The sequence below is a fragment of the Mesorhizobium sp. B2-3-11 genome, assembly GCF_006442215.1.
GTDB lineage: Bacteria > Pseudomonadota > Alphaproteobacteria > Rhizobiales > Rhizobiaceae > Mesorhizobium > Mesorhizobium salmacidum.
On the sequence record NZ_VFVS01000023.1, the window covers coordinates 1 to 23,951 of the forward strand.

Genomic DNA, 23,951 nt, shown 5'->3' on the forward strand with positions numbered 1-23,951 from the left:
CGCGCTGATCAGCCCGGCCCATGCCGGAGAGCACGGCGACCAATGCCGCCAGCTACACCACGCCGCGGGACACGATCCCAATCGGGCCGGAAGCCATGTGCTTGGGTACACGGCCGGCGAGTGTGTCGGCATCCATTTCACGACAATAATTCATCCGACAACTTGGCGACGGCGCGCACGCAGACCGAAGATTTGATTACCGGAAAGATCCAGGGTTATCAGGCAGAGCGACGCTACATCCGCAAGGACGGCGAGACCATTTGGGCGCTGACTTCCGTGACCCTGATGGATGGCGACGAGGACCAGGTTCGTTACCTCTCTGTGCAGGCGGTGGATATCGACCGCAGAAAACGCGCTGAGGCAGCGCTGTCGGAAAGCGAGCGTCGCCTGCAAGTGGCGCTGGGCGCCTCACAAATAGTCCTGAAATCGGCCCCACCGGCTTACGTCCAATACCAGTATCGCGGCGTAGGCCCGTTGGCCCGTCACGACGTCGGTGAGCAACTTCTTCAGGCCATCTCTTCCTTTCAAGCTCAACCCGCTCTTACCTGCGTCGGCATAGGTTTCGACAACCGCAAAGCCTCTGTCTTCAGCATACTCAGCAATGGCCGCGATTTGATTGTCCAATGAATACCGCTGATGCTCGGTCGACATGCGAATGTACTGAGCTGCAGGAATTCGGAGATCAGTTGTGAGCTCAGTCACTATAGTGACCCCTCAGCAGGCTACAGTCCGAGATATGTCGAAACATAATGGTTTCGATTAATATACGTTATCCAGAATTGACGATACAGGCATATTGGGACCGCGTACGGTCTCGTCAGAACAAATCCTCGATGTCAGCGGCGCTGCTTTTGCTGCGCTGACGGACGACGAGTTCAAGATCGAGGGAGGAGAGTGCCGCCATCAATGTACGCAACTGCACTGCAGGCTTGCCCGCTTCGAGGTGCGATATAGTGCCTTGGCGAAGGTGGGTTCGATCTCCAAGCGCACCTTGCGTAAGGCCAGCCTTCCGGCGGGCTCGGCGTAGTATGGCGCCAAGCTGTTTTTCGTTGCGCGCGATAACATCCATCATGGTAAGCCTTCAGCAGTGATACGCGGTAGCGTATAAAGTAGTGATATACGCCATCGCGTATAAAAAGGCGAGTTGACCACCGACTGGGGTCGCTCAATACCACCGACGGGCGGGCAAGCTTGCTGCGCTGCGTTTCATCGCACCCTTCGTGAGAACCGCCCCTGCCACGCGAAAGACGGTGTTCAGCTTGCGTGGGCTAAGGTTGGGAGCGGACCACCTCTCATGAAGGCCGCCAATTGGCTGAACCACTTGGAGTATGATTGGGAGAGTCCTGTCTGGCATCATTTACTAGAGGGGCTTGCAAGCGAACACACCCTTATCCGCTATGACGCGCGAGGGAATGGAATGTCGGATAGGAATGTGGACGAGCTTTCACTTCAAAACTGGGTGAGCGATTTGGAAGCCGTTGCTAATGCGGCACGTCTCACGCGCTTCCCGTTATTCGGCGCATCGCAGGGATGTGCCGTTTCGATTGCCTACGCTGTGCGCCACCCCAAAAAGGTGTCACATCTCATCCTCTACGGCGGCTTTGCATTGGGCGGACGGAAGCGCTCGCCCGAGGAGCGCCAGAAACGCGATGCTATGACGACCTTGATGCGTCTAGGATGGGGATCGGACGAACCGACGCTTCGTCAATTGTTTTCGTCACAGTTTCTCCCTGAAGGCACCAAAGAGCAGATCGAAGCCTTCAATGAGTTGCAACGACGGACGATCTCGCCTGAGTGCGCAGCACAGTATTTTGAAGTCGTCGGTGATCTCGATGTTCGCGAACTCTTCCGAAGGTCAAGGTACCAACACTTGTTATGCACGTTCGCGATCGAGTTTGCCCGGTCGAGGCGGGTAGACAAATGGCTGCTGCTATTCCAGGCCATGCAGACGCGGACTGCTCGCTCCCAATGCGGGCCGCGTATGCTCCATTTCATTAACTCGGCAGCAGCGCCCTCGACGTTGGAGCAGTGATATGTGAAGCCCATCTCACCCGTGGTCACAGGGACTGCAGGACTAAACCATCGAAGTGCCATCGGGGAGGTTCCTCGTGGAGGCTGGCTTCTGCTTGGTCCAGCCGTTCAAGGAGTTCTTTGAACCGATCCGGGATGGTTTCGTCAACTTGGAAGATGGGCAAAATCGCCGTATAGTGCTTCAATGCCTTTGAGCTGATCTGACCGTTGACAGACGCAGCTAGAGTCGTCTGCTCGTTCGCACTGTCACGATAGCTCATGTCGGATTTGTCCCGCAGTATCTCCGCCCTTCACCTGAGCCGGCGAATCGTTCCGAAATTGAATCGAAATTGAAGTTGGACTTTCGGCCCTATGCGATTGACCATGCGAAGAAGGCCGACTAGGCCAGGAGCCCAATCGACCTCCATCTTCGCGGGGGTACTTGGAGGGGACCAGTCCACCCCGGTGCAGACCTTCATTAAGCTCTATCTAAAATAGATTGGCAACATACACCTTTGGATGGCAGAGCTGTCATTCATCTAGATCCATGTCCTTCACTAGTTCGTACCAATTGGCAGCGTTGTCACGGCAGGTCTGCGCCACGACGATCGCGCCTTTGAGTCGAGGTTTGGAGACCAGGCGACCTGTAGCGTTTGTCGCCGAGATAGACGACCATGGCGGCTTCATCCGCCCACCGCTCGACCGTAGCATTGCCGGTGATCTTGAAGTCGAACGGCGTCATGCGTCACCTTCCAAAAGGCGAATAGTAACAGCGCTGCGACACCGTTGCTGTTAGCCGGGGCTGGGCGGCTCGGTCGGCAAAGCTCGTCCATTTGCCACTCTCTGTGCCCGCGATGTGGATATCGTCGTCATCTGGGACCCTTACGGCTGTGGTTCATCGCCCCGCACGGCCGATGATTAACCAATCGCAAACGAGTGAGGTTAAGAATGGGCTAATTTAGTTGACTGCTTTTCGTGCAGGTATATTTTATATGCGTTGGGCGTGCAATTTGGGCGAGCAGTCCGCGACGGTGGCAATCATCTTCGCGGATCGAGAGTAGGGGCGAAGCAACGCTGAATGGCAGCAAATAGCCGTACGGCAACAACTCCGCGAACTCTTTACGACGCACATCGGTTATGACTGATCCCGCCTAAAGGGGGATCGCTGTGTTTTGGATCTGGTTGAACACGCGTTCGACCAGAGGGGCAACGCATGAGCGTAAGGGGCAATCATGGGTAGGGTGATCAAGGTTCTGAGGCTCGACACCAAGTCGGGACGGAGGCGCGCCGACCGGGGCCGCGCCCTGGTCACTGGCGGAGCGGGATTTCTAGGCTCGCATCTGTGCGAAAGACTGCTTGGCAATGGATACGAGGTGATCGCATTGGACAATTTCCACACCGGCAAAAAATACAACCTCGCCGGAATAGAGCGCGACGCCGCATTCAGCTGCATCAAACACGACGTCGTCGACGCATTGCCGCAGGACCTCGTCGTGGACGAAATCTACAATCTCGCCTGCCCGGCGTCTCCACCGCACTACCAGGCTGATCCCATCCACACATTTAAGACCAACGTGTTCGGATCGATCAATCTTCTGGAACTCGCCCGACGCCACGAGGCGAAGATCTTCCAGGCCTCGACCTCGGAAGTCTATGGCGATCCGCTGGTGCATCCGCAGCCCGAAGGCTATTTCGGCAACGTCAACACGCATGGCCCGCGCTCCTGCTACGACGAAGGGAAGCGCTCGGCTGAGACATTGTTCTACGACTATTCGAGGACATACGGCATCGATGTCCGCGTCGCGCGCATCTTCAACACCTACGGTCCGCGGATGCAGCCCGACGACGGTCGCGTGGTGTCGAACTTCATCGTCCAGGCGTTGCGGGGCGACGACATCACCGTCTATGGCAGCGGCTCGCAGACGCGATCCTTCTGCTTCGTCGACGACCTGATCGAGGGCTTCATCCGGCTGGTGAATGCGCCGGAGGCGCCGCAGCATCCGGTCAATATCGGCAACCCCGTCGAGTTCACCATCATGGAACTTGCCGAGCTTGTCATCGACTATACGAATTCCCGCTCACGGATCGTGCACCGGCCACTGCCGGTCGACGACCCCAAGCAGCGCAAGCCCGACATCTCCTTCGCCAGAGAACACCTCGGCTGGGAGCCAAAGGTCGCGCTCGCCGAGGGACTTGCGCACACCACGGCCTATTTCGACGCATTGCTGGGCGGCCGCAAGTTCGCCACCTCGCAGCGCGCTCGGACCGCGTCCGTAAGAGAGGTAGTGGCGTTATGACGCGCCTACCCGTCCTCGTGACGGATGGCGCCGGCCTCATCAGCAGCCACACCTGCGAGCAGCTTTCTGCCGCGGGCTACCTGGCCGGTAACCCATGACAATCTGAGTTGCGGTAATGAAAGGGGCGTGGCCTGGGGTCCGCTGGTCGTCGGCGATGCGCGACCGCGACGGGCTGCAGGAGGCGATCGGCACTCACCGGCCGCAGGCGATCGTCCATTTCGCGCCCTCGCCTATGTCGGCGAGTCGGTCAGCGAGCCGGCGGATTATTACGCGACCAATGATACACGTCGTTGCCAAAAGCCGCCGCGCATTAGGCGATATCCAATAGCGCTCGGCTAGCGATCCTCTGCTCTACATGCATCCTTCGATGAATGGGCCGCTGACCCACAGCGAGCCATTAGTGTACATGGCGGTCCCGCTGTCATCGGTAAAGCCATGGGATTGCTGGTCGACATGCAGCTTGCTGTCAGGCACAAGCTGCCCGTTCACCTTAATGCTCTTGATCAACAGGTTGCGATCGCCGGACAATCCATCTCCGGCCCACTGGTCGTTTACATAGCGAATTTCGATCGACTTTGGATTGGGCGTGCCGCTGAGGTCGACACGAAACGGTTGCGCGTTGGTGGCCGCCTCCTTCAGCTCCGCAACGCGCTCCTCACCAGTCGACGCCTTGCTTTCCTTCCCCTGGACCGAGATTTCGGCCAGCCGCTTGCCGTCAACGAAGACGTCGAAGTGGGGCGGTCCCTGGTACTCGGTGCCGGCCGCATTGATCTCCAGGCTTGCGGCGTTGCAATGCCCCGCATCGCTTTGTGTGGCCGCGACTAGGTTGGCCACGCGCCGCTTCTGCGACTTGACCCATCCCGCGATGGGCTGCAGCAGCGCCCTCCGGTCGCTTGCATCCTCCTTGAAGAGGTTCGTCTTCTCACCGGGATCGGTCTTGAGGTCGTATTCTTCGACCTTGCCGGTGGTCGCGTTGAAAATTACCTTTCGATCGTCCTGGCGGTAGCCGAGCAAGGACCCGGCCCAGGGGTTGAAGAAAAAGGTCTTGTTCGGCCGCTGCTCGCTGAAAAGGCTGCGTCCCTGCCACTGCTTGGGCAGAGGACGTCCGAGTATGTCCAAGATCGTCGGGGCTATATCGATGATGCCGCCGACCGGATGCGCGACCTGATCATGGAAGATGTGCTTGTTGATCATGATCAGCGGGATGTGGACGTTCTCGTCGTAGATCGCGGTCGCATGGATATAGTCGCCATGCTCCCCGAACGCCTCGCCATGGTCGCCGAGCACTACAACGAGGGTGGAATCCAGGTTGCCGGACTGCTTGAGCGATGCAAGAATTTCGCCGAGCGCGGCGTCGCCAACTCTGAGCGCATTGAGATAGGCGTTGAACTTCTCGTCATCCGAATAGTGCACCAGCTCCTGGTCGTGCGAGGGCGGGGTCATCTTCTTCGAGAACATCGGGCTGTCGGTGATGTACGGATAATGCGTCATCGCCGTGAACATGATGCCGAAGAAGGGCTTCTCCGAATCCTTGTTCATCCAGTCGATGATCGACTGTGCGGTGCACAGATCACTGTTGTAATCCATATTCGTCAATTGGTCGGAGCTGAGCTTGAAGGTCGGGGTGGTGCATTTCTGCCCACGGAAGTCCTGGATGACATCCAGACCTTTGTTCAGTAGAAACTCGTTCACCCGCTGAAAGCGAGAATCCGCGCTCCAAAAAAAGCCGGTTCGAAAATTGTGCTTGGACAGCGTGTTGGAAATCGTATCCAGCGGCAGATACGGATATTTGGCTGTCATCCCGTAGAACGAGATGTCGTTGTACATCGAGGTCAGCAGCGAGAAGATCGAGTAATGCGTGGAAGGCGCATGCGCGTAGATCTTGTCGAACCGAATGGAATCCGCGGCGTAGCTGTTGATATTCGGCGTCACCGGATACCGCCCGCCAAAGGTCTCGATGTATTTCGACGGCACTGACTCCATCATGAAAATCAGCACGTTCTTGATCGGGTTCGGCGCAGGCGCCTTGAAGCTTGACGTCTCCGGAGGGCGCTCGCCGACGCTGGCGACATCAGGATCATCGGTGCCAGCACTCACGGCAAACGAAACCGGCGTCGCGCTGAACCAGGCCGAGCGGGCAAAATAGACGATTGGATTTTGGATCTTGGACGCCGGTAGCCCTTCCTCACTCACGTGATAGCCCGTGCCGACCAAGGCCACGCCTACAACAGCGACGAGCAGGCCCAGCATAGCTTTGTGACCCACCGAGCCGAGCCGCTGGGAAAGCCTGCCTCCGAGATAGCCAAGAAGCAGTACCACCACGATTGACCCGCAAAGAATAGCCGCGTCCGTCGCATTGAGGGCATCGCCCATGGCGTTCTTGGCGTCTTCATTCTGCAGGAAGTCGCCGTAGACCAGCCATTGGAACGTAAATGGCTCACCGAGCATCTTGACGAGATTGATGTTGGCAAACCCCCAAGCCAGCGCCACCACCACCACAAGATAGAAAAGCAAGACGATCGCCGTTGACGCGAGCCGACCCGCCTTGGCAAGGAAAAGCAGGATTAGCGTTACTGTTGTCAGCGATGCGATGAGGACCAGGTCATAGTAGCTGGCCGCCAATCCAACAGGAATGGAGCTCAGAACACCCTGAAACGTCGTTTGCCGATCGAGGATGACACCTCGGTAGGCTCCGAGAAGCAGCCATGAAAACAGGCTCGTGCAAAGGATGCGCAGCGACATGCGCCGGAAACGCACATCCCGCGTCAAAGCCGCTTTTGTCTTTGCTTCCATCGGGCCGCGTTCAGCCCGGCTCGCCACCTTGCTGCTACCGATACTCATGGAATTTACCCGCCACCGCCGACGACCTGCTGGAAGACATCGCGCACGCACACCAGCCAGAAACCGGCCTGCGCTTTCAAACCCGCGCTCATAAATCGACCCCAGCCAAGAAAGAGTCAACGAAATCAACTGTGAGTTAACTATATCTCTTCAGAACTGGTTAACTCAGAACGATTGGAAGCCACAGAATTTGCCGGACAGGCGACCGTCTTAAACGGCAATGGCGGGCGCAGTGAAACGCCCGCCATTGCTTATTCCAGCACTGGTGACGAGGATCAGCCGCCGCGCAGGCGCGTCGGGCTGAGGCTCGCGACGCTCAAACGCTGCTCGGACGGGCAGGTCGGGAGGAAGCGGCTGGCGTCGGCGTATGTCATAGTGGCGATGGAATTCTTCAGCCCACCGCGCTTAGCGATCCATCCGCGAACCCAGGCAGGATAGTTCTTCATCATGAAGTTCGCGGCCACCTGATTGCCGCGCGCGTCGGCGCCATATGGCAGGTGGAAGCCGAACGAAGCTCCCTGCGTGACGCAGACCTTGCTCATGGGCATCGACAAATAAAGCGTGCAGGCGGAGTCACACGCACCACTGAAGCGAACAAAGCCGCCGCTGCGGCGCATCTTCAGCACGCGGATGGCGTATTCTATCACATAGCCGCCGCGATCACCGCTGATCGTCTTGACATTGGCCGCGCCGGGGTGGATGCGCGGACGCAGCAACTCTTGCGCCGAGCTCGCTGGAATCAACGCGCCCATCAAAGCGAGTGCAGCGAGAAACTTCGTTATCGTTTTCATTTGTGCCTCCTGCTATGGCGGGAACGGTTAGCCGGGAGGGGTAAAGATTGGTTATGCCGTGTCGATAAATTTGTAACAGTCGATTGATTGCGCAGCGGTTTGAAGACTGGTTGACGGCCTTGGTTTACCAAAGATGCAAAAGGATGATCACTGAAAAGTAAATCCGCGCGAGAATAGAATAAGGTGAGCGTGACGGCGTTGCTATCGGGACTTGGTTAAGGGAAGCTTCAATGGCGGTGGAAAGCAAACCGAGGACGCTGCTGATGCCGGGAGCAGCACGTCGGCGCATCTGCATGGTGACGCAGGCGATCGGCCGCCGCGACGCCGAAGACACCACAGCACTTCGCGATCTGGCTGCGCTCTTCGCCAAAGACGGAAACGACGTTACTCTGCTGTGGGTTGCCGGCCGGCAAAAGCTATCCCTGGGCGAGCTAGCGGCGCACCGGAAAGATCTCGACGCCGCCTCCGTGGAGCTCGAGGTCCTCGACCGGTCTGACCAGTTGCTGCCCTCGCTGGCGACGCCCGAGAGCCGCTCGGCGGCATTGCTGCACTATCTCGAGCAGTCCAGTCATGATCTGGTTTATGCGCCTCTCGAGGGCGGGCTGGCCTATTTCACCCTGCTGGCGGCCGAGACCGGCGCATTCGCGGCGCCCCCGGTCGTCGTCATCGCTCGCACCCCGGAAGAATGGGCGCATGAGGCCGACAAAACATTCATGGGCAGCACCGAGGCGCTCGCCATTGCCTACATGGAGAAATACTGCGCCGAGATGGCCGATAGGACGCTCTGTGCCTCGGCCGCGCTGCGCAAATGGATGCTGGCAAAGGGCTGGAAGGTCAGGAAGTCGACCGTGATGCCGATGCTGCCGACTGGGCCCGGCATCGCTCAAAGCTCGCGGCCGGCCTCCGAAGGCGAGAACGGGCGAGAACTCGTCGTTTTTTCCGCCCAGCGGCTCCGCGATGGCCCGACGCTGTTTTGCGACGCGATGGACATCCTCGCACCGTCGGCGCCTGAAGGCCTCACGGTCACGGCGTTCGGTTCGTTCGGCAAGATCATGGGCGAGCACAGCGGCGGGCTGCTGCTGCGCCGCGCCGAACGATGGCCATTCAAGCTTCGGCTTCTGCCTGCCGCGGCCCTGGAGGCGAAGCTCGATTACGCGCTGCGGTGCGGCGCCCTGGCCGTCATACCTGCGTTGGCCGCACCGACCGGCGAGATCGTTACCGCATGCATCGCGGCAGGAGTGCCGTTTGTCGCGACCAACGTCGGCGCCAATTCCGAGGCGTGGAGCGCGGAGGCAAGACAACCGCAACCGGTCGACCCTGACGCCGTCCACCTGGCGGGGGCGATCCGGGACGCGCTCGACAAGCCGCCGCGCCCGCGGCGGATTGGTACGCTCGGCCACCGCCGGCAAGCTTGGCTGGATACACGCAATATTTCGCTGTCGCGGAAAACACGCAGACAGCCGGCGACGTCACCGCTGGTCTCGGTCGTGATTGCTCATCGCAACCGGCCGCTCTACTTGAAACAGGCAATCGCGGCCGTCGAAGCACAGACCTACGACAGGCTGGAGCTGGTGCTTGTCGATGACGGAAGCGATCTCGACCAGGCGAGGGAATTGCTGGACGCACTCGAGCCGATATTCTGCCAGCGCGGATGGAAGATCCTGCGCCGGCCCCACAAACATCTGGGCGCCGCGCGAAATGCAGGCGTCCGCGCTGCGCGTGGGGAACTCATCTTATTCGTCGACGATGACAACGCGCTGTTTCCGGAAGCCGTCGACCATTTCGTAGGCGCCATGGCGAAGTCGGGCGCGGATATCTGCACCGCATTCCAGCTGATCTTCTACGAAGATTTCGTGCCCGACGATCGGGCCGATGGGCTGATCCAATACCTGCCGCTCGGCGGTCCCGACGCGCTCGGCCTGATCGAGAATGTGTACGGCGATGCCAATGCGATGGTGCGGCGATCCGTTTTCTCGCAGATCGGTTTCCTAAGAGAAGAGCCCGGTTATGCCATGCACGACTGGGAGTTCTTCGCGCGAGCATCACTTGCCGGTTTGAAGATCAGGCCGATTCCAAAACCGCTCTACTGGTACCGCTCGAAGCCGGACGGAATGTTCCGAACCTCGAACTGGCAGGACAATCGCCGTCCCATCATCGAAGCGTTCGTGGCAAGCCGGTTTGCTGACGCCGGGCAGCTTTATCAGTTGGCCGTCGCCCAGAACACGGCATCCTCCGAAATCGAAAGCGCGCGAGAAAACCTCAAATACAACCCTGCCAATCGACACTATCTCGCGCTCTGCGATCTCGAACCCAACAGCGACGCGGCGATCCGCAAACTCGCCGCCATTGCCGCGTCTACAGGCCGATCCCGCACTGTGGAGGCCTTGCTGGGAGAAGCCCCGGCCAAGGCAGGTGAAGACATTATCGAAGAGACCGAGGGGGTCGGCTCGTTCAGCCTCGCCCATCAGGCGCTGTCGAGCGCCAGATTGCTCACGCCCCGTATTTCGGAACTTCCGCTGCTGCTCGTGGCGCCGGGGGACGGCGGCATATTCCTGCGCCCACATCAGGATGGGCCGGTCGCCGCATCGCTCGATCTTCGGTTCCCATCCTTCTTCCGCAGGCTGGAAGCGATTGTGGAAGTCGCGCATGCCGATGCTCCGGCGATCGACTTTGGCTTGGCCCTCGCCCGGCCCGATCTGATCATCGACTGCAGCCGAGACATCGCAGCCCAAACGATCGCTTTTTCCGGGTGGACGACCGTTGAGGATAAGTTCGCGCGCCACAGTCTGACCGCAGCGCTTCGCGTGCGGCGCAAGATGCAGCTGTCGATCATCGTGGCGGTTCGGTTCGCGGGTATTCCCAAGGGACCGACCAATGCCTTTTTTCGACAACTGACGCTTTTCAGCAACTGAACGCGCCGCCAGGCCGACATTGCCGTTGTTAAGCTTAACGGCATGTAACTCCCCAGATGCACCTCGGTAACCTCCCGGTAAGGTTGACAAATTACTAACAGCTAATATACTCATCGGCTGGGGTATGTGGCGAAAGGCGTATGTCATGCGTAAAATCCAATCGCTGTTGTTGGGCGGCCTAAGTATTCTCGGGATTAGTGTCGCTTTTTCCAACGCGGCGCAGGCACAAATTGAAGTTGCTCCGGTCAAGGAAGCAGAACTCGCTTGCGAGCAAGCTCTAAAAATCGGAACCATCGAGGCGCTCGAAGACTATTTGCACCGTTATCCGAACGCACCGACGGCTTGCAAAGCGCTGGCTCTCAACAGCCTGTCGCAATTTGCGGCGGGTGGCGGCCACAACGGTGGCGGGGACGGCGGACACCGCTACGGCGGTTGAGCGTCGTCCGCAGCTTGCGGCTCAACAAATCGTCACGTTTAGGTGGACGCGGTGCCGCGTGACCGCGGCTCAGCCATTTGCGCGACGTAGTGGGCGTATCGGTCCGAAGTTCTCATCCAGCCGAGTTCAACAAGTTGCGCGGCGTCGCCTCGGTAGCGGACGGACCGGCTGTTTCGAAGCGAGAGTTTCGGATCGCGCTCTAGAGCTTCCATATAGGCAGCGCGCTCTTCGAGCGTTTTTTCCTTCAGTTGCACGTTCTCAGTCAGCGAGGACGCCGATTTCTGGTGGAAACCCCAGACGAACTTGAAGTGCAAGAGAGCGACACGCAGTTCGCTGAACCGTACCTTGGTAATGGTGTGCTGGGCCGCTTGGTAATAAGTGCTCCTACTCCACCGGACGATCGAGACCTTGGTCAGGCACGGCGGAAAAGTCTGCTTGAAGCGGCCCTGCCAGAAAGCGCGCTCGCGGACCCCGCCGAACATCTGTTCCGGGGGATACAGGCCGTCTCGCGCGCGCAGCCATCCCGGCTCCGGATCGAAAAAAGGGGAAGCATCTACAAGAGGGATCTTGCCATCGTACCTGCAATCGGCCAGCGGGCCGTCGGCATACATGTCGATCATAGACCCGATCACCGCCTCGGCGCCGGTCGAATCGAGGTAGCTGAGAAACCGGCGCAGGTCGACGCGTTCGAAATCAGGATAGACGAGAAGTTCGTCGGCATCGACCGACAGGCACCAGTGGCCGGAACCATAGACGCGCATCAGGGTGTTGATCCAATGCGGCGGGGTGATGTTCTCGGCGAAATGCGAGCCTCCAGTATGGAAGCAGTGGCTGTCCGGCTGCTCGAGTATCAGCTCTCGCGTGCCATCAATGGAGCCGTTGTCGAGAAAGAAGAACCGATCGACTCCGAGGCCGCGATAGTGCGCGAGAAGATGTGGCAGCAATATCGATTCGTTGCGTAGCGCAACGAAGCACAGGATCTCCTCCTTCCGCATGTCAATGGGACGATCGTCCAGCCGTTCAAGGTGTTTTGGAGATCGATTGGCAAGCATGGAACGTCGTCAATCCGGATTGCGAGGAGGCAAGCGAACGCCGGCAATTATCCCCGATAGACAATTATCAAAGTGTTATCCTCCTGTTGGCAAGACTGCCGACTTGCGGCGAATGATCAAGGGGGACTGATTGAGCGTTGATTCAAAGGCAGGCGCGACGTCCGCGCCGAAGCGGAAGTCAAGCCAGAAACCCCGCAGGGTGTGTGTCGTTTCCGAAGTCGAGTTCGGCTCGACTGTGACCGCAGATCCAGCGTCGGCGACATATGCGCTGGCGCAGCATCTGGCGAGAATGGGCGACACCGTCACATTGTTGTGGGTGCCGACCCCGTTTGGCGGCCAGCCTGACGACCAGGAAATCGCAAGGATTGCCAAATGGTGTTTTAATAATTTCCTAGTACGGCTCGAACTGCTGCCGCCCTCCCCCGAATTGCTGCGCGGGCTGGAGTCCAGCGACAAGAATTCGGTAGCCGTGTATCACTACCTCAAGCAGAACCCTTTCGACGTCGTCTATTTCGCGCTTGAAGGTGGATTGGCGCATTTCCCGACAGTTGCCAAGCGCACGGGTGTCTTTCCCGATCCTCCCACTCTGGTGGTGCTCGCGCACGAGCCGCTGATGTGGAATCTGGAGGCGAATGTCAAGGCGGTCGAACGCAAGGAGCAAATGACCGTCGCGCATATGGAAAGGACTTCCGCCGAGACCTGCGACCATCTCGTCGTCACCGGCCAGTCCTTGCTGGACTGGATGACCAAGGCGGGATGGGAACTGCCGGCCAGTCATCACCTCGCGACGCCGCTGGAACCGGAGGAGTGGCGTTCGAACTTCACCGATCAATACAGGCCACGGCAACGGCCCGCCGCCGAAGTGATCCATTTCTCGGGAACCGAGGCGCGGGGTGGATTGACGCTGTTCTGCGACGCGGTCGACCGGCTGGCCGACAGCGGCGTGACCGACCTGACCGTGACGATCGTCGGCGCGTTCGGTCATGTGCTCGGCGAACATTCTGGCGGCATGATCGTGCGTCGCGCCCGGCAATGGCCGTTCAAGTTGAATCTCTTGCCAATTCGTGACGAGTCCGAGATCTTCCGCTATCTACGGCAAAGCCATGCGCTCGTGGCTATCACGCACTCGGCCGCGCAGCTTCCGCTGGACGTGGTGACGTGCCTCGACGAGGAAATCCCCTTCATCGCGACGGATGTCGGCAGCATAAGGGGGCTGCTTCAGCCGAAATCCGCCGACGCCGTCATGATGCAGGCGTCGCCGTCAGCGATCGCGGCCAAGATCGCGTCAGTGCTGGAGGGCGGCGCGTTCGGTCCGGCGAAGCCCTTGCATGACAGGGACGCGCGCGAGAAGGCGTGGAGCAAACTTCACGTCATGATTAGCCGGCAGCCCGCCAAAGCGGCCGGCCGCGGCCGGAGCCGCCTGCCGCTCGTCTCGATCATCACGGCGCACTACAATCGGGCGCGGCTTTTGCCGCAGGCGATCGCATCGGTCCGACGTCAGGACTACCCCAATATCGAATTGATCGTCGTCGACGACGGCAGCACCGATCCGGAAGCAATCCGCCTGCTCGCGGAAGTCGAACCCGAGTTCGAGCAGCGCGGCTGGCGCATCATCCGGCAGAAGAACGGCTTCCTCGGCAAGGCCCGCAACACCGGCATTCGCGCCGCCAAGGGCTCCTTGGTGCTGTTTCTTGACGACGACAACGCGCTGTTCCCGGAGGCGGTCAGTACGTTGGTGGCCGGCATGCTAAAGTCCGGTGCAGATATCTGCACGACATTTGCCAAATGGCTCAACGAGCCCTTCGTGCCGCCGGACACCCAGAGCGGCTATATGCTCTACTTCCCGGTCGGCGGCCCGCCGGACATCGCACTGATCACCAATCCATATGGCGACGCCAACGCGATGTTCCGGCGCGAGGTATTTGACAAGATCGGGTACCTCAACGAGGAGCGCGGCTTTTCGGCGAGTGATTGGGAATTCTTCCTGCGCGCCGATCTGGCGGGCCTCGAGATCGTCACGGTCCCGGAGCCACTCTATTGGTACCGGTCATCGCCGACGGGCATGAACCGCAATGCCGGGTGGCTGAGGAACCGCCGGCCGATCATCAATGTGTTCAGAAAGCATAATTTCGCGCATACCGAATTGTTCGTTCAACTCGGCATCAGCTCGAACACCGCAAATCACGAAAAAGATCTCAACCTCTGGAACCTCGAACTGCGGGTCAACGACGACCGGTATCTGCGGCTGAGCGCCGCTTCCGCCAACTCGGCGGACGCGATGCAACTGCTGGCGGAGATAGCGGCGCGGGAAGGCAGGACCGATACGGCGATTTCGCTGCTCGCCCGCGCTGGGCGCTCCGATTTCACGCTGGGCGTCGTCGACCTGCTCAATGCCGCCGCCGAGGAGACAGTGCCGGAACTCCATTCCTCGCTTTACAGCGAGCGCTACCTGTCGGCCGAAGCGCTGCGCCGCGCCCATGTCGGCTCGCATCCACATACCGATGCGGATCTGCTGAGCTATGTCGAACAATCGCCGGACCAGCTGTTCGTTCAGGCCACAGGGAACACCGTCTCAATGGCGCTGCTGAAGGGCGTATGTCCGGCCGGCACGATCAGTGCGAACTGTTGGATCTATCTCGACGAGGCGCTGACAGGACCCGCGCAGTTTCAGATCGCAATCGTGGACGCTGAAAACGAGACTTTCGACCAACTCGCCCGCCTCCTCGACGATGGTGGCGGGAACGGTTGGGCCGACATCAGCCGCCCGCACGAAGCCCGCGAGATCGCGGCGGTCCTCAATTCTCCCGCAGCCAGCAGACGCGACCTGCTGCTTGCCGTCAGATGCGTCGGCAATCGGCCGGACGCAAAGGTGCTTGGAGGCTTTTCGGCCATCCACTTCCGCAATGTCGTCTCGACCGGCGCGAAGCACCCGCGCCTCAACGCGCCGCAGCAGCGGCAACGCGCGCGCCGGCTGATCGGTGACGAGTTGAAGCGTTGTACGCTTGTGACCAACTATCCTACGGAGTTGCCGGTGCTGCTCGTATCGGATGGCGGCATCTTCCTGCGGCCAAGCACGCATGGTCCCGTGGTGGCCGCGCTAAATTCCACGTTTCCGGCTTTTGCCAGGAGTGTCATCGCAACGGTGGAAATCGCTCACGAGGATGCGTCGCCTTTCGAGTTCGCCATGGCGCTTGGCAAACAGGAAGAAAAACTGGTCTGGAAACATGACGCCCCGGTCGGCGCCTTGGCGTTTTCCGGATGGACGCGCGTTTCGAGACCGTTCGAGTTGCATGATCTGAAGGTTTCAGTCCGCGAGATCGATCGCAAATGGCTGACGATCTATCTGGCCGTCCGGCTGCCGCGTGGTTCGAAACCGATGCCGTCCAATGCGTTCTGGCGCAAACTGCTGCTGATCTGGGATTGACGAGCGGTCGTCAATCGCGCGACCGTGACCGGGGCTTGAAGAATAACAGAGCGCGCAAGCGTGGAGGGTGGAGACGAATGAGAGCCGTTATCTGTATTTCCCTTGGTCTGCTCTTTGTCGCGATCAGCGGTTCATTCTTCACGGCGGCGGCGCAGGAGCGTGATCTCGGACCCAAATGCACCGAGTGGAACTCGTACCGCGTCCTGTTCAAGAAGGATGATGGCAAGATCTCCGACGAAACCGCAAAGGGCCTGGCGGCCTTCGTCAAGGAGACGGGGCATGATTGCGGCTACAGACTCTATGCGACCGCGAGCAAGGAAGGGGGCTACGACAAGGCTGACGGCATCGCCGGTCGCAGGCTTAGTGCGACCCGCGACTTCCTCAAAGACCAGGGCGTTAAGCCTGAGATGGTGCTGGCGCTTTCGCATTGGGTCGACGACAGTGTCGCCGATACGAACCAGGCGCGGAGCGCCATCCTGTATACTCTGCCGAAGCAAGGGATTTCGTGCCGGCAGTATGAAAAACGCAGCCCTGTCCAGATCGCGCTCTTCTTCAACAGCAAATCGTCGGTGATTTCATCAAAGGTCAAACGCGCCCTCAATAAATTCGCTGCCAGCATCAGGGATACGCGCTGCAATGTGGAACTGACGGCAATGGCCGCTAAGGAAATCGCCGGCACCGATGCCGCCAAGACGAACAAGGGGCTGGCCAAGCAACGGGTCAAGGCAATCATGGACATCCTGACCGCTGCCGGCATCGAGAGCGATCGGCTGATCGACACGAATGTGGACTATGTCGGCGACAAGAAGCCGAACACCGCGAAAAACCGCATGGCTACAGCATCGCTGATGTAGGTCCATTGGCGTGCCTTGCCTATCGGCGGGCGTCGCAGTCGACACCAACACACTCACGGTCCGACACGGTTCTCTCACCTTCCATTAGTCTAGATGAACGAGGACCAGCAACCGCTTGCTGAAACTCATTGCTGCAAATAGCTTCGGGGCAACGGACAGCTGTCTTCGCGAATGCCAATCCCAACGCTGGGCGGCTGCGAAGAGCAGGACCAGCTTTAACTTCTGCGAGGCGTTGTCTGACGCATGTAACCAAATCCACCTCTCCGCGCGGCCTGTTCAACCGGCCGCGTGACCGCCGTTCGCCAACTATCACCAGCTCGGCGGCCCAGGCGGATTAGATGCCCTCTGGGGTTGGCCGCTCGCCAGAGCCCAATCTCACAGCTTCCGCAATAGTATTTATCCCGGCATCGCTCACAATTGCGATATACAATGGGCGAAGCGGATTTGACAATTTGACCCAATACCAGGGAGCGAATAATTGAGTGATCAAAACGAAGGCGTGACGGCCGATCTGGTCGCGCTGACGGCAGACATTGTCTCTGCCTATGTCAGCCAAAATGGCGATTATCTGGTTGAAAAACCCAAAGTGAGATAGGAATATGATCCTGCCAGGCCGGCAATTTTGTACGCATTATACCAAGCCCGCGTTATCCTCTAGGAAATCCATGACGCCGCTCTAGGTGGGGCGGAATGGCGCTCTATTATTTCCACCTCGACAACAACGGAACGAGCTTCCCTGACGATGGGGGCACAGAGTGCCAGGACGTTGCCGTTGTCAGGGATGAAGCAATCAATTTACTAGCAGAGATGACGAGAAACGCGCTTCCGGATGGCGATGACCACAAGCTGGTGATCGTAGTCAAAGATGGCGGCGGTGATTTGGTTTTTCGAGCCAGCATCCTTTTTGAGGTTGAAACGGGGCGTCTGTCGGCGCCACCACCCTCGCCAGACCATGGAACCGTGGGAACCTGACGACTACTTCAACATAAGCGCGCGCCTATATCAGGAACGGGCGGTGGTACATATTGACAATCTTCGCTCAGACATCGAAGAGACGCGCCGCATAATCGAGGAATCCCGCAAGCTGCTAGACAGGCTTGCCGCCAAGTCAGGCGCTATCGTCCCGTAGGCCCAGAAAGGAAAGCCCCGGCACTTGGGTCTGCACCGGGGCCTTTAGGCATGTACGAGATACATCAGCATGTCCGCTTATGAGCATGTGCTGATATGATGAAGGAAGGGTGAATGCCGGCACTGCCGAGTGTTCCACCGCGTAAGCTTCCGTTAATAAATCAACCTTCTCAAACATTTAACCACAGCCTGCAACTCTATTGCCGGGGAGTATTGCTATGAACAAGTTATTCTTCGGCGATAACCTTGACGTTTTGCGTGGTCAAATCAAAGATGAGAGCGTTGATCTTGTCTACATGGATCCGCCATTTAATTCGAATGCCACCTACAACGTGCTGTTCAAAGAGCGCGAGGGCATACCATCGGAAGCCCAAGCGGAGGCATTCAGAGATACTTGGGGTTGGGGTCCGACAGCCGCTGTTGCATATGATGAAGTTGTGCGCGGCGGCGGGGATACCGGGCTGCTAATTAGATCGTTTCGCGCATGGCTCGGCGACAACGCAATGATCTGGCAATGATGGCCGTCCGGTTGGTCGAATTACGTCGGGTCTTAAAACCAAGCGGGTCGCTCTACCTTCACTGCGATCCAACCGCGAGCCACTACCTAAAGCTTCTGCTCGATTCCATATTTGGGCACGAGTGCTACCGGAACGAAATCGTATGGAAGTGCAAAGCCGGACGCGGCGAAACCAACAACGCTGCAATCCGGTTCGGGGTCAGCCATGACGTACTGCTGTTCTACGCGCGGTCTCGCCAGACGCCGTTTCACAGGCAATACCGCCCCAATAACCCTGCTTACATCGCGACCAAGTTTGTACACGTTGATAAGGACGGGCGACGGTATCGGCTCGACAATCTGATAGCCAAGAGGCTGAAGCGCTTCGACTTGCGCTCGGTTAGTGAGCCTTCCGCGCCGTGTGCGCGGTCGCGTCTCGTCCCTGATCGCAGCGTTGCCTCCTGTGCAGAATCATCGGCGCTATGAGCATAGCATGTCGCGCGGCGCCTAGGTGTTGAGGCAGCTATGTCCGCGTCTGGTAGGCGGAAAACGCCAGTGAAGTGACCGAGATGCGCGTCACTGCCGTTAGCAACCGCTTCGAGAATGAGGAAGGACGGCAGTGCGCTGGAAGGGGCCAGGCTTCCGTTCACTTGCTATGCGTTGAAATGTGCATATATTGTGCGTATGAGCGGTCGGAGAATTGTCATGGCCCACGCACAGCTAGCACATTCCACGGTGATCTCGGGCTTTGTCGATAGCTTGCAGGAGCCGCGCACACCCTATATCTCGCCGAAGCGCCTGTCGGAGGCGCTGGGCGTGAAGGTCGCCAATTTGGCCCAGTTGACGGGCGTCCACCGCAACACGCTTCGTAATCCGTCATCGGAGCGCTTGCAGGGTCGGATGCGCGAAATGGTCAAGGTGATCTCGGCTGCGACGGAACTCACTGGCGACGTCGACAAGGCGATCTACTGGTATCGCAACGAACCGATCGCCGACTATGGCCATCGCACGGCGGCCGAACTCGTCGCTCACGGTGAGGTCGAAGCGGTTCTGGCCTTCATCCGGGATCTCGAGAATGGGGCGCGCGGGTGAAAGTTACCCGCGTCGGCCCCGCCGAGATCTTCCATCGCTATCTGACACCCAAATGGGCTTTCCTGCCCACGAGCGGTGCAGGCGCGGCGATGGACGGCGGTCGTTTCAACCGACCCGGCATCGAAGCACTTTACCTGTCCCGTTCGACGCAGACAGCGCTGGAGGAATACAAGCAGGGCGCCAGCATCACGCCGCCAGCCACCCTTGCGGCGTACAAGATCACGCTCGCCGAGGTGGTCGACCTTTCACAGGGGTTCGACCCGGATACTTGGGATGGCTCGTGGAAGGAGTGGGATTGTGCCTGGCGCCAGGCCGCTCGCATCGACAAGAAGATCCCGCCATCGTGGAAGCTCGCGGACCTGGTCGTCACGGCCGGGCTTCGCGGCATCCTGTTCCCATCGCTGCGTCACGCCGGCGGCACCAATCTGGTGATCTTTCCGGCCAATCTTGTCGACGGCGATCATGTCGCGGTTCACGATCCCGATCACCGGCTGCCGCATGACCAGTCGTCCTGGTCCTGAGTCATCGACTGTCTCTGTGGTCGCATCGCGACAACGCCCCGCTCATGGCACCTGGTCCTCAACGATATCGTCCTCGCCCTCCCGATTCGCCAACCCGGCTGGAATACCGCCGGCGAGCAGCTTCTCCTTCGACAGCAGTCCTGCGTCCTCGAGCGCCTCGAAATCCGGCAGCTGGCGCAGCGTGTCGAGGCCAAAATGGGACAGGAAGGTTTTCGTCGTCACATAGGTATAGCGCCCGGCTGCGGGCTGCGCGGCCCCGAAGCGATGAGGTCCTGCGCGCGCAGCACGCCGATCAGATCGCGCGACACCTCCTTGCCGAAGAAGGAAGACAGCTCGCCACGGGTGATCGGCTGGAAATAGGCAATGCACATCAGCACGAGTACCTCCGACTGCGACAGTTCTTTTGTCCCCTGCCCCGCCGTGCCGAAGGCTGCATGGATGGCGTCGCCAAAAACCTTTCTGGTCCGGTGCTGCCAGCCGCCGGCGACCGCGACCAGCTCATAGGGGCGGCCGGCGAGCTCGGCGCGAATGTCCTCGATGATCAGCTCGATATTGCAGTTTCTTCCCACCACCCGCGCGAGGACATTACGTGTCACCGGTTCGCTGGCGGAAAAAATCACCGCTTCGACCCGACCCATCCATTCGCGCCAGTGCAGTTCCGACGGCAGGTGCTCGAGCTCGGTGTCAAGCAGTGCCGGCTGAACGTTTGGCTTCCGGTGGGCAGACGCTTCGCTCATCCCTACAACCCAAACAGCCGAAAGCTGGTGCGGCCGGAGAGCTCGCGCACTGCCTCGAGTTGTTGCAGCCGATCGAACAGACGGCGCGCCGCAAAGCGGGACAGGTTTTTGGTCGTCAGCGATCCGGAGACGGCGTCGTCGTCGAGCAGTCTTTGGATCACATCGCCCGCCCCCTTTGCCCTGAGCCTCGGTGCGATGGCGATGAGCCTTTCGGCACGATGCGACAACTCGGCGGCCAACCGACAAGCGTCCGCGGCGGCCGCAACGAGCGCGATGCAAACCGCTCGCTCAAAATTCTTGTCTCCGGGCCGGATGCGCCGGCCACCACCGGCCCCGCCACGGAAGGCCGGCTCAAAAACCTGCCCCATCAGGAGCGGCAGCGGGCGCGGCCAGCCTAGGCGTTGCGCCAGTACCAGGTCGGCGAGCCACCAGCCAAAGAGCTCGGCATCGGGACGTATGGCGACGACCTCAGCGGCGATCGCCGCGGCGTCGAACGGCGCCGACCGCTGGGATACCGCGAGTTTTTCGATCTGCGTGCAGAGGTCGGCGAGCGCGTCGCCGTCCCAATGGAGGCCAAGCTGGTCGAATATCTTCCCGAGCCGGCCGGGCGTAGCGGCGGGCGGCTGCCTGGCCAACTGCCGCCAGGCGCCAAAGACGGCGCCGGCGGGACCGGGATCAGCACCTGGGGGACGCAAATGCCAGGCATCGCGCAAGGCGGCCGCATCCTCGGCCCGGCCAGCGAGCCGCATGCTGGCGGCGGCGCAGCTAAGCGCCAGCCGTCGACCTGGCTGAAGCTGGCCCGCATCGGCCATGGGCCGCTGTTTCGTCGGGTCACCGGCCAGGGCAAGTCGGTTGGCGCCGAGCGGCTCAACGACCAGGAAGTTGCACGATTGGTCAAGCGCACGGCTTTGGCCGCCGGTGTGCGTGGCGATCTGTCGGAGGGCGAGCGCGGGCGAAAATTCGCCGGCCATTCGCTGCGCGCCGGGCTTGCCTCCTCGGCAGAGGTGGATGAACGCTACGTTCAAAAGCAACTCGGCCATGCCTCCGCCGAGATGACGCGCAAGTATCAGCGGCGCCGCGACCGCTTTCGGGTAAACCTCACCAAGGCGTCGGGACTCTAGAAAAGCCCCACCCTCCCCGCAGCGACCCGTAGGGGAGGCGATCAGATCGACGCGTCGTCAAGCACAGCGATCGCGGCGTCCAGACTGTCGGCGGCCGACGCTTCGTAGTCTGGCATGATCATCAACTGCGCGATGGCCCGGCTAACGAATTCCGGATTAAGCCTTTCCAACCGTTCCCTGGTGCGCGCGACCTGTTGCGGAAACACGCGCAAGGCATCGACGACTGCGCCTCGTTGCGACCGGGCTGCTGCTGCAATGTCGAAGATGTCGCGGGGCCTGGCTTCGGATCCACGATAGTAGACCTTCTTGGCAATGATTTCGGGAATGGTCTCGAGCCGCACCGTCCTGCTTTCAACGTCGCGCGTATCGAATGGGGCCTTTGTCAGCGCGCCGGCAACGATGAAGTCGATTTCGCCGATTCCTTCGAAGGCGAACTTTTGATATCGCAGCCCGTCACCCTGATAGTCCGATGGCATCAGGTCAAAGCGCAGACGGCTCCTGGAAGGGTCAACGAATCCGAGCAATTGAGGATCGTCGAGGAAGATATCGATGTCGTGGCTTTCGCGATGGCTGATCTGGATCATCATAGCCGTCCCACCGCCAAACGACCATTCGAAGTCGTAACCGCGGGCATTCTCCCGAAGCTGGTCAATCAGATCTACGGCGATGCTAAAAAGCCGCCGCCATTCGGAAGGGCGCCGGCTGTCGCGTCCAGCCATTACGCGGCGAGCGGATAGCTCTCGCCGGACCAGGCAGAGAACTTGGCGGCAAACGCCTTCAGGTCGTCGACCGCGATGTGGTGCGCGGTTGCGAACTCGACTTGCTGGGCAAGAGGGACCTCGCCGAGAAAGGCGCTAATATGGCCGGGATGCTGCTTGGCCAGATCGATATCAGCAAGGCAATGCGCCAGCGCCACGTCGTCCAGTTGATCACTGTAGGGCGCGTTCACCGTCGTCAGGACTGAACCTAGATGCTTGCTCATGATGCGTGCAAGATATAGTCGTTTCAGCCTTGTCGCAAGTTGCCACCCTCTTCCGCACCCACCGGCGGTCTGCGACGTCAGCGTTGTTCTCGTGAGCGAAATCAGCCAAAATCGCCTCCAAGATCTCCGACGACGACGCACGGCGTTCCCTTGACGAAAAAAAGCGCGGATTTCCCACCGACCGGAGCCCGAGAGTGACGGGGCATCACCGCCTCCGCCTTTGGCCCGACCGGTCCCGGAGTCGCCGACTTCGTGCAGATCTGGCTCGGCCGCGAGATCGAGTTTCTGGCCGGCGCGGTGGTCGATCCCGACTATCGTCCCGGCAAAGTCGACGATCTGTTCGAGCCGACCTGGGTTTTGCGCGGTTCCGCGGTCGAGACACAACAGCTCGCAGGGCCAGTCTACGGGTGCGCGGCCGCTCCGGCGGCGGCATCGTCCACATGCGCAGTTTCCTGTCGCGCCGGACGCGCATCGAGCGCGAGCTGCGCGAGGCGCAGCGGCCGAGCTGGAAAACCGTGTCTTCCGCCAGGTCGGGGCAGACGGCACGCGCGACACCGTGTTTTTCGACGCCAATCCCGAGGGGTTCGATTTCGTGCCGCGCGAAAACCGCTTTTTTGTTGCCTGGGAGCGATCGAGTGCGGCCGCCGACCGCATCTTTGCGCACTGGGCCTTCGACATCCACGACCTTGAGGATCGCGGCCGGCGCGAGATCGGCTTTATCCCGTGGCCGCTCAAAAATACGGAATTGTCCTTCGCCTGTCATGCTTTGGACTGCAGCGTCGGACCGCTAACTGTCCCTAATCGCTTCACAGTCATTTGTAATTCAAGAACTATCAGACATGGCCCGGGGGTTTTAGAGAAGCACTTGAGCCAGCACTAAACCTTGAGACCTTAAATAATCCTGATGGGCTTATATACCGATACTCATTCGATCGTTTCTTCGATCACCTCGACCAAATCGACGCAATGATTGAAAAGGGGCTGTTTAAGGCAGCACATGTCGCATCGTTGGAATATTATTGGGACAAGATCATGAATTATCGATATGCGACATCCGACGCAAAGCGAGCGACCACGTCTCTCCCTTTTGTCGAGCAGTTTGGGTATCTTGGCGTAGTGCGGCTTCGTGAAAGAATCAAAGAATCTAACGGAAGATCTCGACTACTCAAACTTTTTTCAGGCATTTAGCCGCGTGGCGGATACTGAGGTCCTACCGATCGCATTGAGTTCATATGGGCAAGGAAACGACTGCGATGG

General features: G+C 59.6%; 22 protein-coding genes and 3 pseudogenes. 14 read left to right on the forward strand and 11 right to left on the reverse strand.

Annotated elements, in window-relative coordinates:
- Nucleotides 1-42: 42 nt before the first annotated feature.
- Nucleotides 43-357: pseudogene (locus tag FJ960_RS30005) on the forward strand (PAS domain S-box protein); the annotation flags it as partial.
- A gap of 51 nt (nucleotides 358-408) precedes the next feature.
- On the opposite strand, the gene FJ960_RS29595 reads toward FJ960_RS30005, so the two are convergent.
- A complete protein-coding gene (locus FJ960_RS29595) occupies nucleotides 409-651 on the reverse strand; it encodes a recombinase family protein (protein WP_181174323.1) in 243 nt (80 codons plus the stop codon).
- Between the two features lie 166 nt (nucleotides 652-817).
- Nucleotides 818-1,072: a helix-turn-helix domain-containing protein gene (locus FJ960_RS25460; RefSeq protein WP_140717690.1), complete on the reverse strand. Its 255-nt coding sequence runs from the start codon at nucleotides 1,070-1,072 to the stop codon at nucleotides 818-820.
- Nucleotides 1,073-1,294: 222 nt separating this feature from the next.
- Here FJ960_RS25460 and FJ960_RS25465 point away from each other — a divergent pair, with 222 nt between their 5' ends.
- A complete protein-coding gene (locus tag FJ960_RS25465) occupies nucleotides 1,295-2,032 on the forward strand; it encodes an alpha/beta hydrolase (RefSeq protein ID WP_246672950.1) in 738 nt (245 codons plus the stop codon).
- Nucleotides 2,033-2,057: 25 nt separating this feature from the next.
- Here FJ960_RS25465 and FJ960_RS25470 read toward each other — a convergent pair whose 3' ends face one another.
- Together FJ960_RS25470 and FJ960_RS29600 are read right to left on the reverse strand one after the other, a co-directional pair.
- Nucleotides 2,058-2,291 carry a NepR family anti-sigma factor gene (locus FJ960_RS25470; protein ID WP_140717692.1) on the reverse strand — a complete coding sequence of 78 codons (234 nt, stop codon included), beginning with the start codon at nucleotides 2,289-2,291 and terminating at the stop codon, nucleotides 2,058-2,060.
- Nucleotides 2,292-2,593: 302 nt separating this feature from the next.
- On the reverse strand, nucleotides 2,594-2,752 hold the full coding sequence (locus FJ960_RS29600) for a hypothetical protein (protein WP_181174316.1): 159 nt from the start codon (nucleotides 2,750-2,752) through the stop codon (nucleotides 2,594-2,596).
- A 490-nt stretch (nucleotides 2,753-3,242) separates the two neighbouring features.
- Between FJ960_RS29600 and FJ960_RS25475 the strand changes: the two genes are divergently transcribed.
- On the forward strand, nucleotides 3,243-4,307 hold the full coding sequence (locus tag FJ960_RS25475) for a UDP-glucuronic acid decarboxylase family protein (protein ID WP_140717693.1): 1,065 nt from the start codon (nucleotides 3,243-3,245) through the stop codon (nucleotides 4,305-4,307).
- A gap of 351 nt (nucleotides 4,308-4,658) precedes the next feature.
- Here the strand turns inward: FJ960_RS25475 and FJ960_RS25485 are convergent, their stop codons facing one another.
- Both FJ960_RS25485 and FJ960_RS25490 read right to left on the reverse strand, forming a co-directional pair.
- A complete protein-coding gene (locus FJ960_RS25485; protein WP_140717695.1) occupies nucleotides 4,659-7,148 on the reverse strand; it encodes a sulfatase-like hydrolase/transferase in 2,490 nt (829 codons plus the stop codon).
- Nucleotides 7,149-7,423: 275 nt separating this feature from the next.
- Nucleotides 7,424-7,939, reverse strand: a complete 516-nt coding sequence (locus tag FJ960_RS25490; protein ID WP_140717697.1) for a hypothetical protein — start codon at nucleotides 7,937-7,939, stop codon at nucleotides 7,424-7,426.
- A 230-nt stretch (nucleotides 7,940-8,169) separates the two neighbouring features.
- Between FJ960_RS25490 and FJ960_RS25495 the strand changes: the two genes are divergently transcribed.
- On the forward strand, nucleotides 8,170-10,851 hold the full coding sequence (locus tag FJ960_RS25495; protein ID WP_140717699.1) for a DUF6212 domain-containing protein: 2,682 nt from the start codon (nucleotides 8,170-8,172) through the stop codon (nucleotides 10,849-10,851).
- A 145-nt stretch (nucleotides 10,852-10,996) separates the two neighbouring features.
- Entirely contained in the window at nucleotides 10,997-11,287 is a 291-nt protein-coding gene (locus FJ960_RS25500) for a hypothetical protein (protein WP_140717701.1), read from the forward strand.
- A 38-nt stretch (nucleotides 11,288-11,325) separates the two neighbouring features.
- Here the strand turns inward: FJ960_RS25500 and FJ960_RS25505 are convergent, their stop codons facing one another.
- The gene (locus FJ960_RS25505) at nucleotides 11,326-12,339 is read right to left on the reverse strand and encodes a glycosyltransferase family 2 protein (RefSeq protein WP_140717703.1); all 1,014 of its coding nucleotides are present in this window, start codon (nucleotides 12,337-12,339) and stop codon (nucleotides 11,326-11,328) included.
- A gap of 235 nt (nucleotides 12,340-12,574) precedes the next feature.
- On the opposite strand from FJ960_RS25505, the gene FJ960_RS25510 reads away from it, so the two are divergent.
- From FJ960_RS25510 to FJ960_RS25540, 7 genes are all read left to right on the forward strand, one after another.
- Entirely contained in the window at nucleotides 12,575-15,763 is a 3,189-nt protein-coding gene (locus FJ960_RS25510) for a DUF6212 domain-containing protein (RefSeq protein WP_140717705.1), read from the forward strand.
- Nucleotides 15,667-16,617 (forward strand): OmpA family protein, encoded by a 951-nt coding sequence (locus tag FJ960_RS25515; protein ID WP_140717707.1) that lies wholly within the window; start codon nucleotides 15,667-15,669, stop codon nucleotides 16,615-16,617. Before FJ960_RS25510 ends, FJ960_RS25515 begins: the two co-directional genes overlap by 97 nt.
- A gap of 690 nt (nucleotides 16,618-17,307) precedes the next feature.
- Nucleotides 17,308-17,589, forward strand: coding sequence for a hypothetical protein (locus FJ960_RS25525; RefSeq protein ID WP_140717709.1), 282 nt, complete (start codon nucleotides 17,308-17,310; stop codon nucleotides 17,587-17,589).
- 374 nt (nucleotides 17,590-17,963) lie between these two features.
- Complete coding sequence (locus FJ960_RS30010) at nucleotides 17,964-18,263, forward strand: hypothetical protein (RefSeq protein WP_246672951.1); 300 nt, start codon at nucleotides 17,964-17,966, stop codon at nucleotides 18,261-18,263.
- The gene (locus tag FJ960_RS30015) at nucleotides 18,263-18,727 is read left to right on the forward strand and encodes a DNA methyltransferase (RefSeq protein WP_246672957.1); all 465 of its coding nucleotides are present in this window, start codon (nucleotides 18,263-18,265) and stop codon (nucleotides 18,725-18,727) included. The genes FJ960_RS30010 and FJ960_RS30015 overlap by 1 nt, the downstream gene beginning before the upstream one ends.
- A 219-nt stretch (nucleotides 18,728-18,946) precedes the next feature.
- Nucleotides 18,947-19,333 carry a DUF2384 domain-containing protein gene (locus FJ960_RS25535; RefSeq protein WP_140717711.1) on the forward strand — a complete coding sequence of 129 codons (387 nt, stop codon included), beginning with the start codon at nucleotides 18,947-18,949 and terminating at the stop codon, nucleotides 19,331-19,333.
- Entirely contained in the window at nucleotides 19,330-19,854 is a 525-nt protein-coding gene (locus tag FJ960_RS25540; protein WP_140717713.1) for an RES family NAD+ phosphorylase, read from the forward strand. Before FJ960_RS25535 ends, FJ960_RS25540 begins: the two co-directional genes overlap by 4 nt.
- A 42-nt stretch (nucleotides 19,855-19,896) precedes the next feature.
- Here FJ960_RS25540 and FJ960_RS25545 read toward each other — a convergent pair.
- Together FJ960_RS25545 and FJ960_RS25550 are read right to left on the reverse strand one after the other, a co-directional pair.
- A pseudogene (locus FJ960_RS25545) lies at nucleotides 19,897-20,591 on the reverse strand (SMC-Scp complex subunit ScpB).
- Nucleotides 20,592-20,593: 2 nt separating this feature from the next.
- Nucleotides 20,594-21,403: a DUF1403 family protein gene (locus FJ960_RS25550; RefSeq protein ID WP_140717715.1), complete on the reverse strand. Its 810-nt coding sequence runs from the start codon at nucleotides 21,401-21,403 to the stop codon at nucleotides 20,594-20,596.
- On the opposite strand from FJ960_RS25550, the pseudogene FJ960_RS25555 reads away from it, so the two are divergent.
- Nucleotides 21,374-21,712: pseudogene (locus FJ960_RS25555) on the forward strand (tyrosine-type recombinase/integrase); the annotation flags it as partial. The gene FJ960_RS25550 and the pseudogene FJ960_RS25555 sit on opposite strands and share 30 nt — an antisense overlap.
- Before the next feature lie 41 nt (nucleotides 21,713-21,753).
- On the opposite strand, the gene FJ960_RS25560 reads toward FJ960_RS25555, so the two are convergent.
- Together FJ960_RS25560 and FJ960_RS25565 are read right to left on the reverse strand one after the other, a co-directional pair.
- Nucleotides 21,754-22,431: a nucleotidyl transferase AbiEii/AbiGii toxin family protein gene (locus FJ960_RS25560; RefSeq protein ID WP_140717717.1), complete on the reverse strand. Its 678-nt coding sequence runs from the start codon at nucleotides 22,429-22,431 to the stop codon at nucleotides 21,754-21,756.
- Nucleotides 22,431-22,694, reverse strand: coding sequence for a hypothetical protein (locus FJ960_RS25565; RefSeq protein WP_140717720.1), 264 nt, complete (start codon nucleotides 22,692-22,694; stop codon nucleotides 22,431-22,433). The genes FJ960_RS25560 and FJ960_RS25565 overlap by 1 nt, the downstream gene beginning before the upstream one ends.
- 556 nt (nucleotides 22,695-23,250) lie before the next feature.
- Here FJ960_RS25565 and FJ960_RS29605 point away from each other — a divergent pair.
- Nucleotides 23,251-23,574 carry a hypothetical protein gene (locus FJ960_RS29605; protein ID WP_181174317.1) on the forward strand — a complete coding sequence of 108 codons (324 nt, stop codon included), beginning with the start codon at nucleotides 23,251-23,253 and terminating at the stop codon, nucleotides 23,572-23,574.
- The last annotated feature ends 377 nt before the right edge of the window (nucleotides 23,575-23,951 follow it).

What these genes read in the sequence shown, in the direction of transcription:
- FJ960_RS25565 (WP_140717720.1), bottom strand. Translation starts at nt 22,694, where the DNA reads ATGAGCAAGCATCTAGGTTCAGTCCTGACGACGGTGAACGCGCCCTAC.
- FJ960_RS25525 (WP_140717709.1), top strand. Translation starts at nt 17,308, where the DNA reads ATGGCGCTCTATTATTTCCACCTCGACAACAACGGAACGAGCTTCCCT.
- FJ960_RS25470 (WP_140717692.1), bottom strand. Translation starts at nt 2,291, where the DNA reads ATGAGCTATCGTGACAGTGCGAACGAGCAGACGACTCTAGCTGCGTCT.
- FJ960_RS25465 (WP_246672950.1), top strand. Translation starts at nt 1,295, where the DNA reads ATGAAGGCCGCCAATTGGCTGAACCACTTGGAGTATGATTGGGAGAGT.
- FJ960_RS25485 (WP_140717695.1), bottom strand. Translation starts at nt 7,148, where the DNA reads ATGAGTATCGGTAGCAGCAAGGTGGCGAGCCGGGCTGAACGCGGCCCG.
- FJ960_RS25475 (WP_140717693.1), top strand. Translation starts at nt 3,243, where the DNA reads ATGGGTAGGGTGATCAAGGTTCTGAGGCTCGACACCAAGTCGGGACGG.
- FJ960_RS25515 (WP_140717707.1), top strand. Translation starts at nt 15,667, where the DNA reads ATGGCTGACGATCTATCTGGCCGTCCGGCTGCCGCGTGGTTCGAAACC.
- FJ960_RS25495 (WP_140717699.1), top strand. Translation starts at nt 8,170, where the DNA reads ATGGCGGTGGAAAGCAAACCGAGGACGCTGCTGATGCCGGGAGCAGCA.
- FJ960_RS25505 (WP_140717703.1), bottom strand. Translation starts at nt 12,339, where the DNA reads ATGCTTGCCAATCGATCTCCAAAACACCTTGAACGGCTGGACGATCGT.
- FJ960_RS25535 (WP_140717711.1), top strand. Translation starts at nt 18,947, where the DNA reads ATGGCCCACGCACAGCTAGCACATTCCACGGTGATCTCGGGCTTTGTC.
- FJ960_RS25560 (WP_140717717.1), bottom strand. Translation starts at nt 22,431, where the DNA reads ATGGCTGGACGCGACAGCCGGCGCCCTTCCGAATGGCGGCGGCTTTTT.
- FJ960_RS25460 (WP_140717690.1), bottom strand. Translation starts at nt 1,072, where the DNA reads ATGATGGATGTTATCGCGCGCAACGAAAAACAGCTTGGCGCCATACTA.
- FJ960_RS29600 (WP_181174316.1), bottom strand. Translation starts at nt 2,752, where the DNA reads ATGACGCCGTTCGACTTCAAGATCACCGGCAATGCTACGGTCGAGCGG.
- FJ960_RS25550 (WP_140717715.1), bottom strand. Translation starts at nt 21,403, where the DNA reads ATGGCCGATGCGGGCCAGCTTCAGCCAGGTCGACGGCTGGCGCTTAGC.
- FJ960_RS29595 (WP_181174323.1), bottom strand. Translation starts at nt 651, where the DNA reads ATGTCGACCGAGCATCAGCGGTATTCATTGGACAATCAAATCGCGGCC.
- FJ960_RS25500 (WP_140717701.1), top strand. Translation starts at nt 10,997, where the DNA reads ATGCGTAAAATCCAATCGCTGTTGTTGGGCGGCCTAAGTATTCTCGGG.
- FJ960_RS30015 (WP_246672957.1), top strand. Translation starts at nt 18,263, where the DNA reads ATGGCCGTCCGGTTGGTCGAATTACGTCGGGTCTTAAAACCAAGCGGG.
- FJ960_RS30010 (WP_246672951.1), top strand. Translation starts at nt 17,964, where the DNA reads ATGAACAAGTTATTCTTCGGCGATAACCTTGACGTTTTGCGTGGTCAA.
- FJ960_RS25490 (WP_140717697.1), bottom strand. Translation starts at nt 7,939, where the DNA reads ATGAAAACGATAACGAAGTTTCTCGCTGCACTCGCTTTGATGGGCGCG.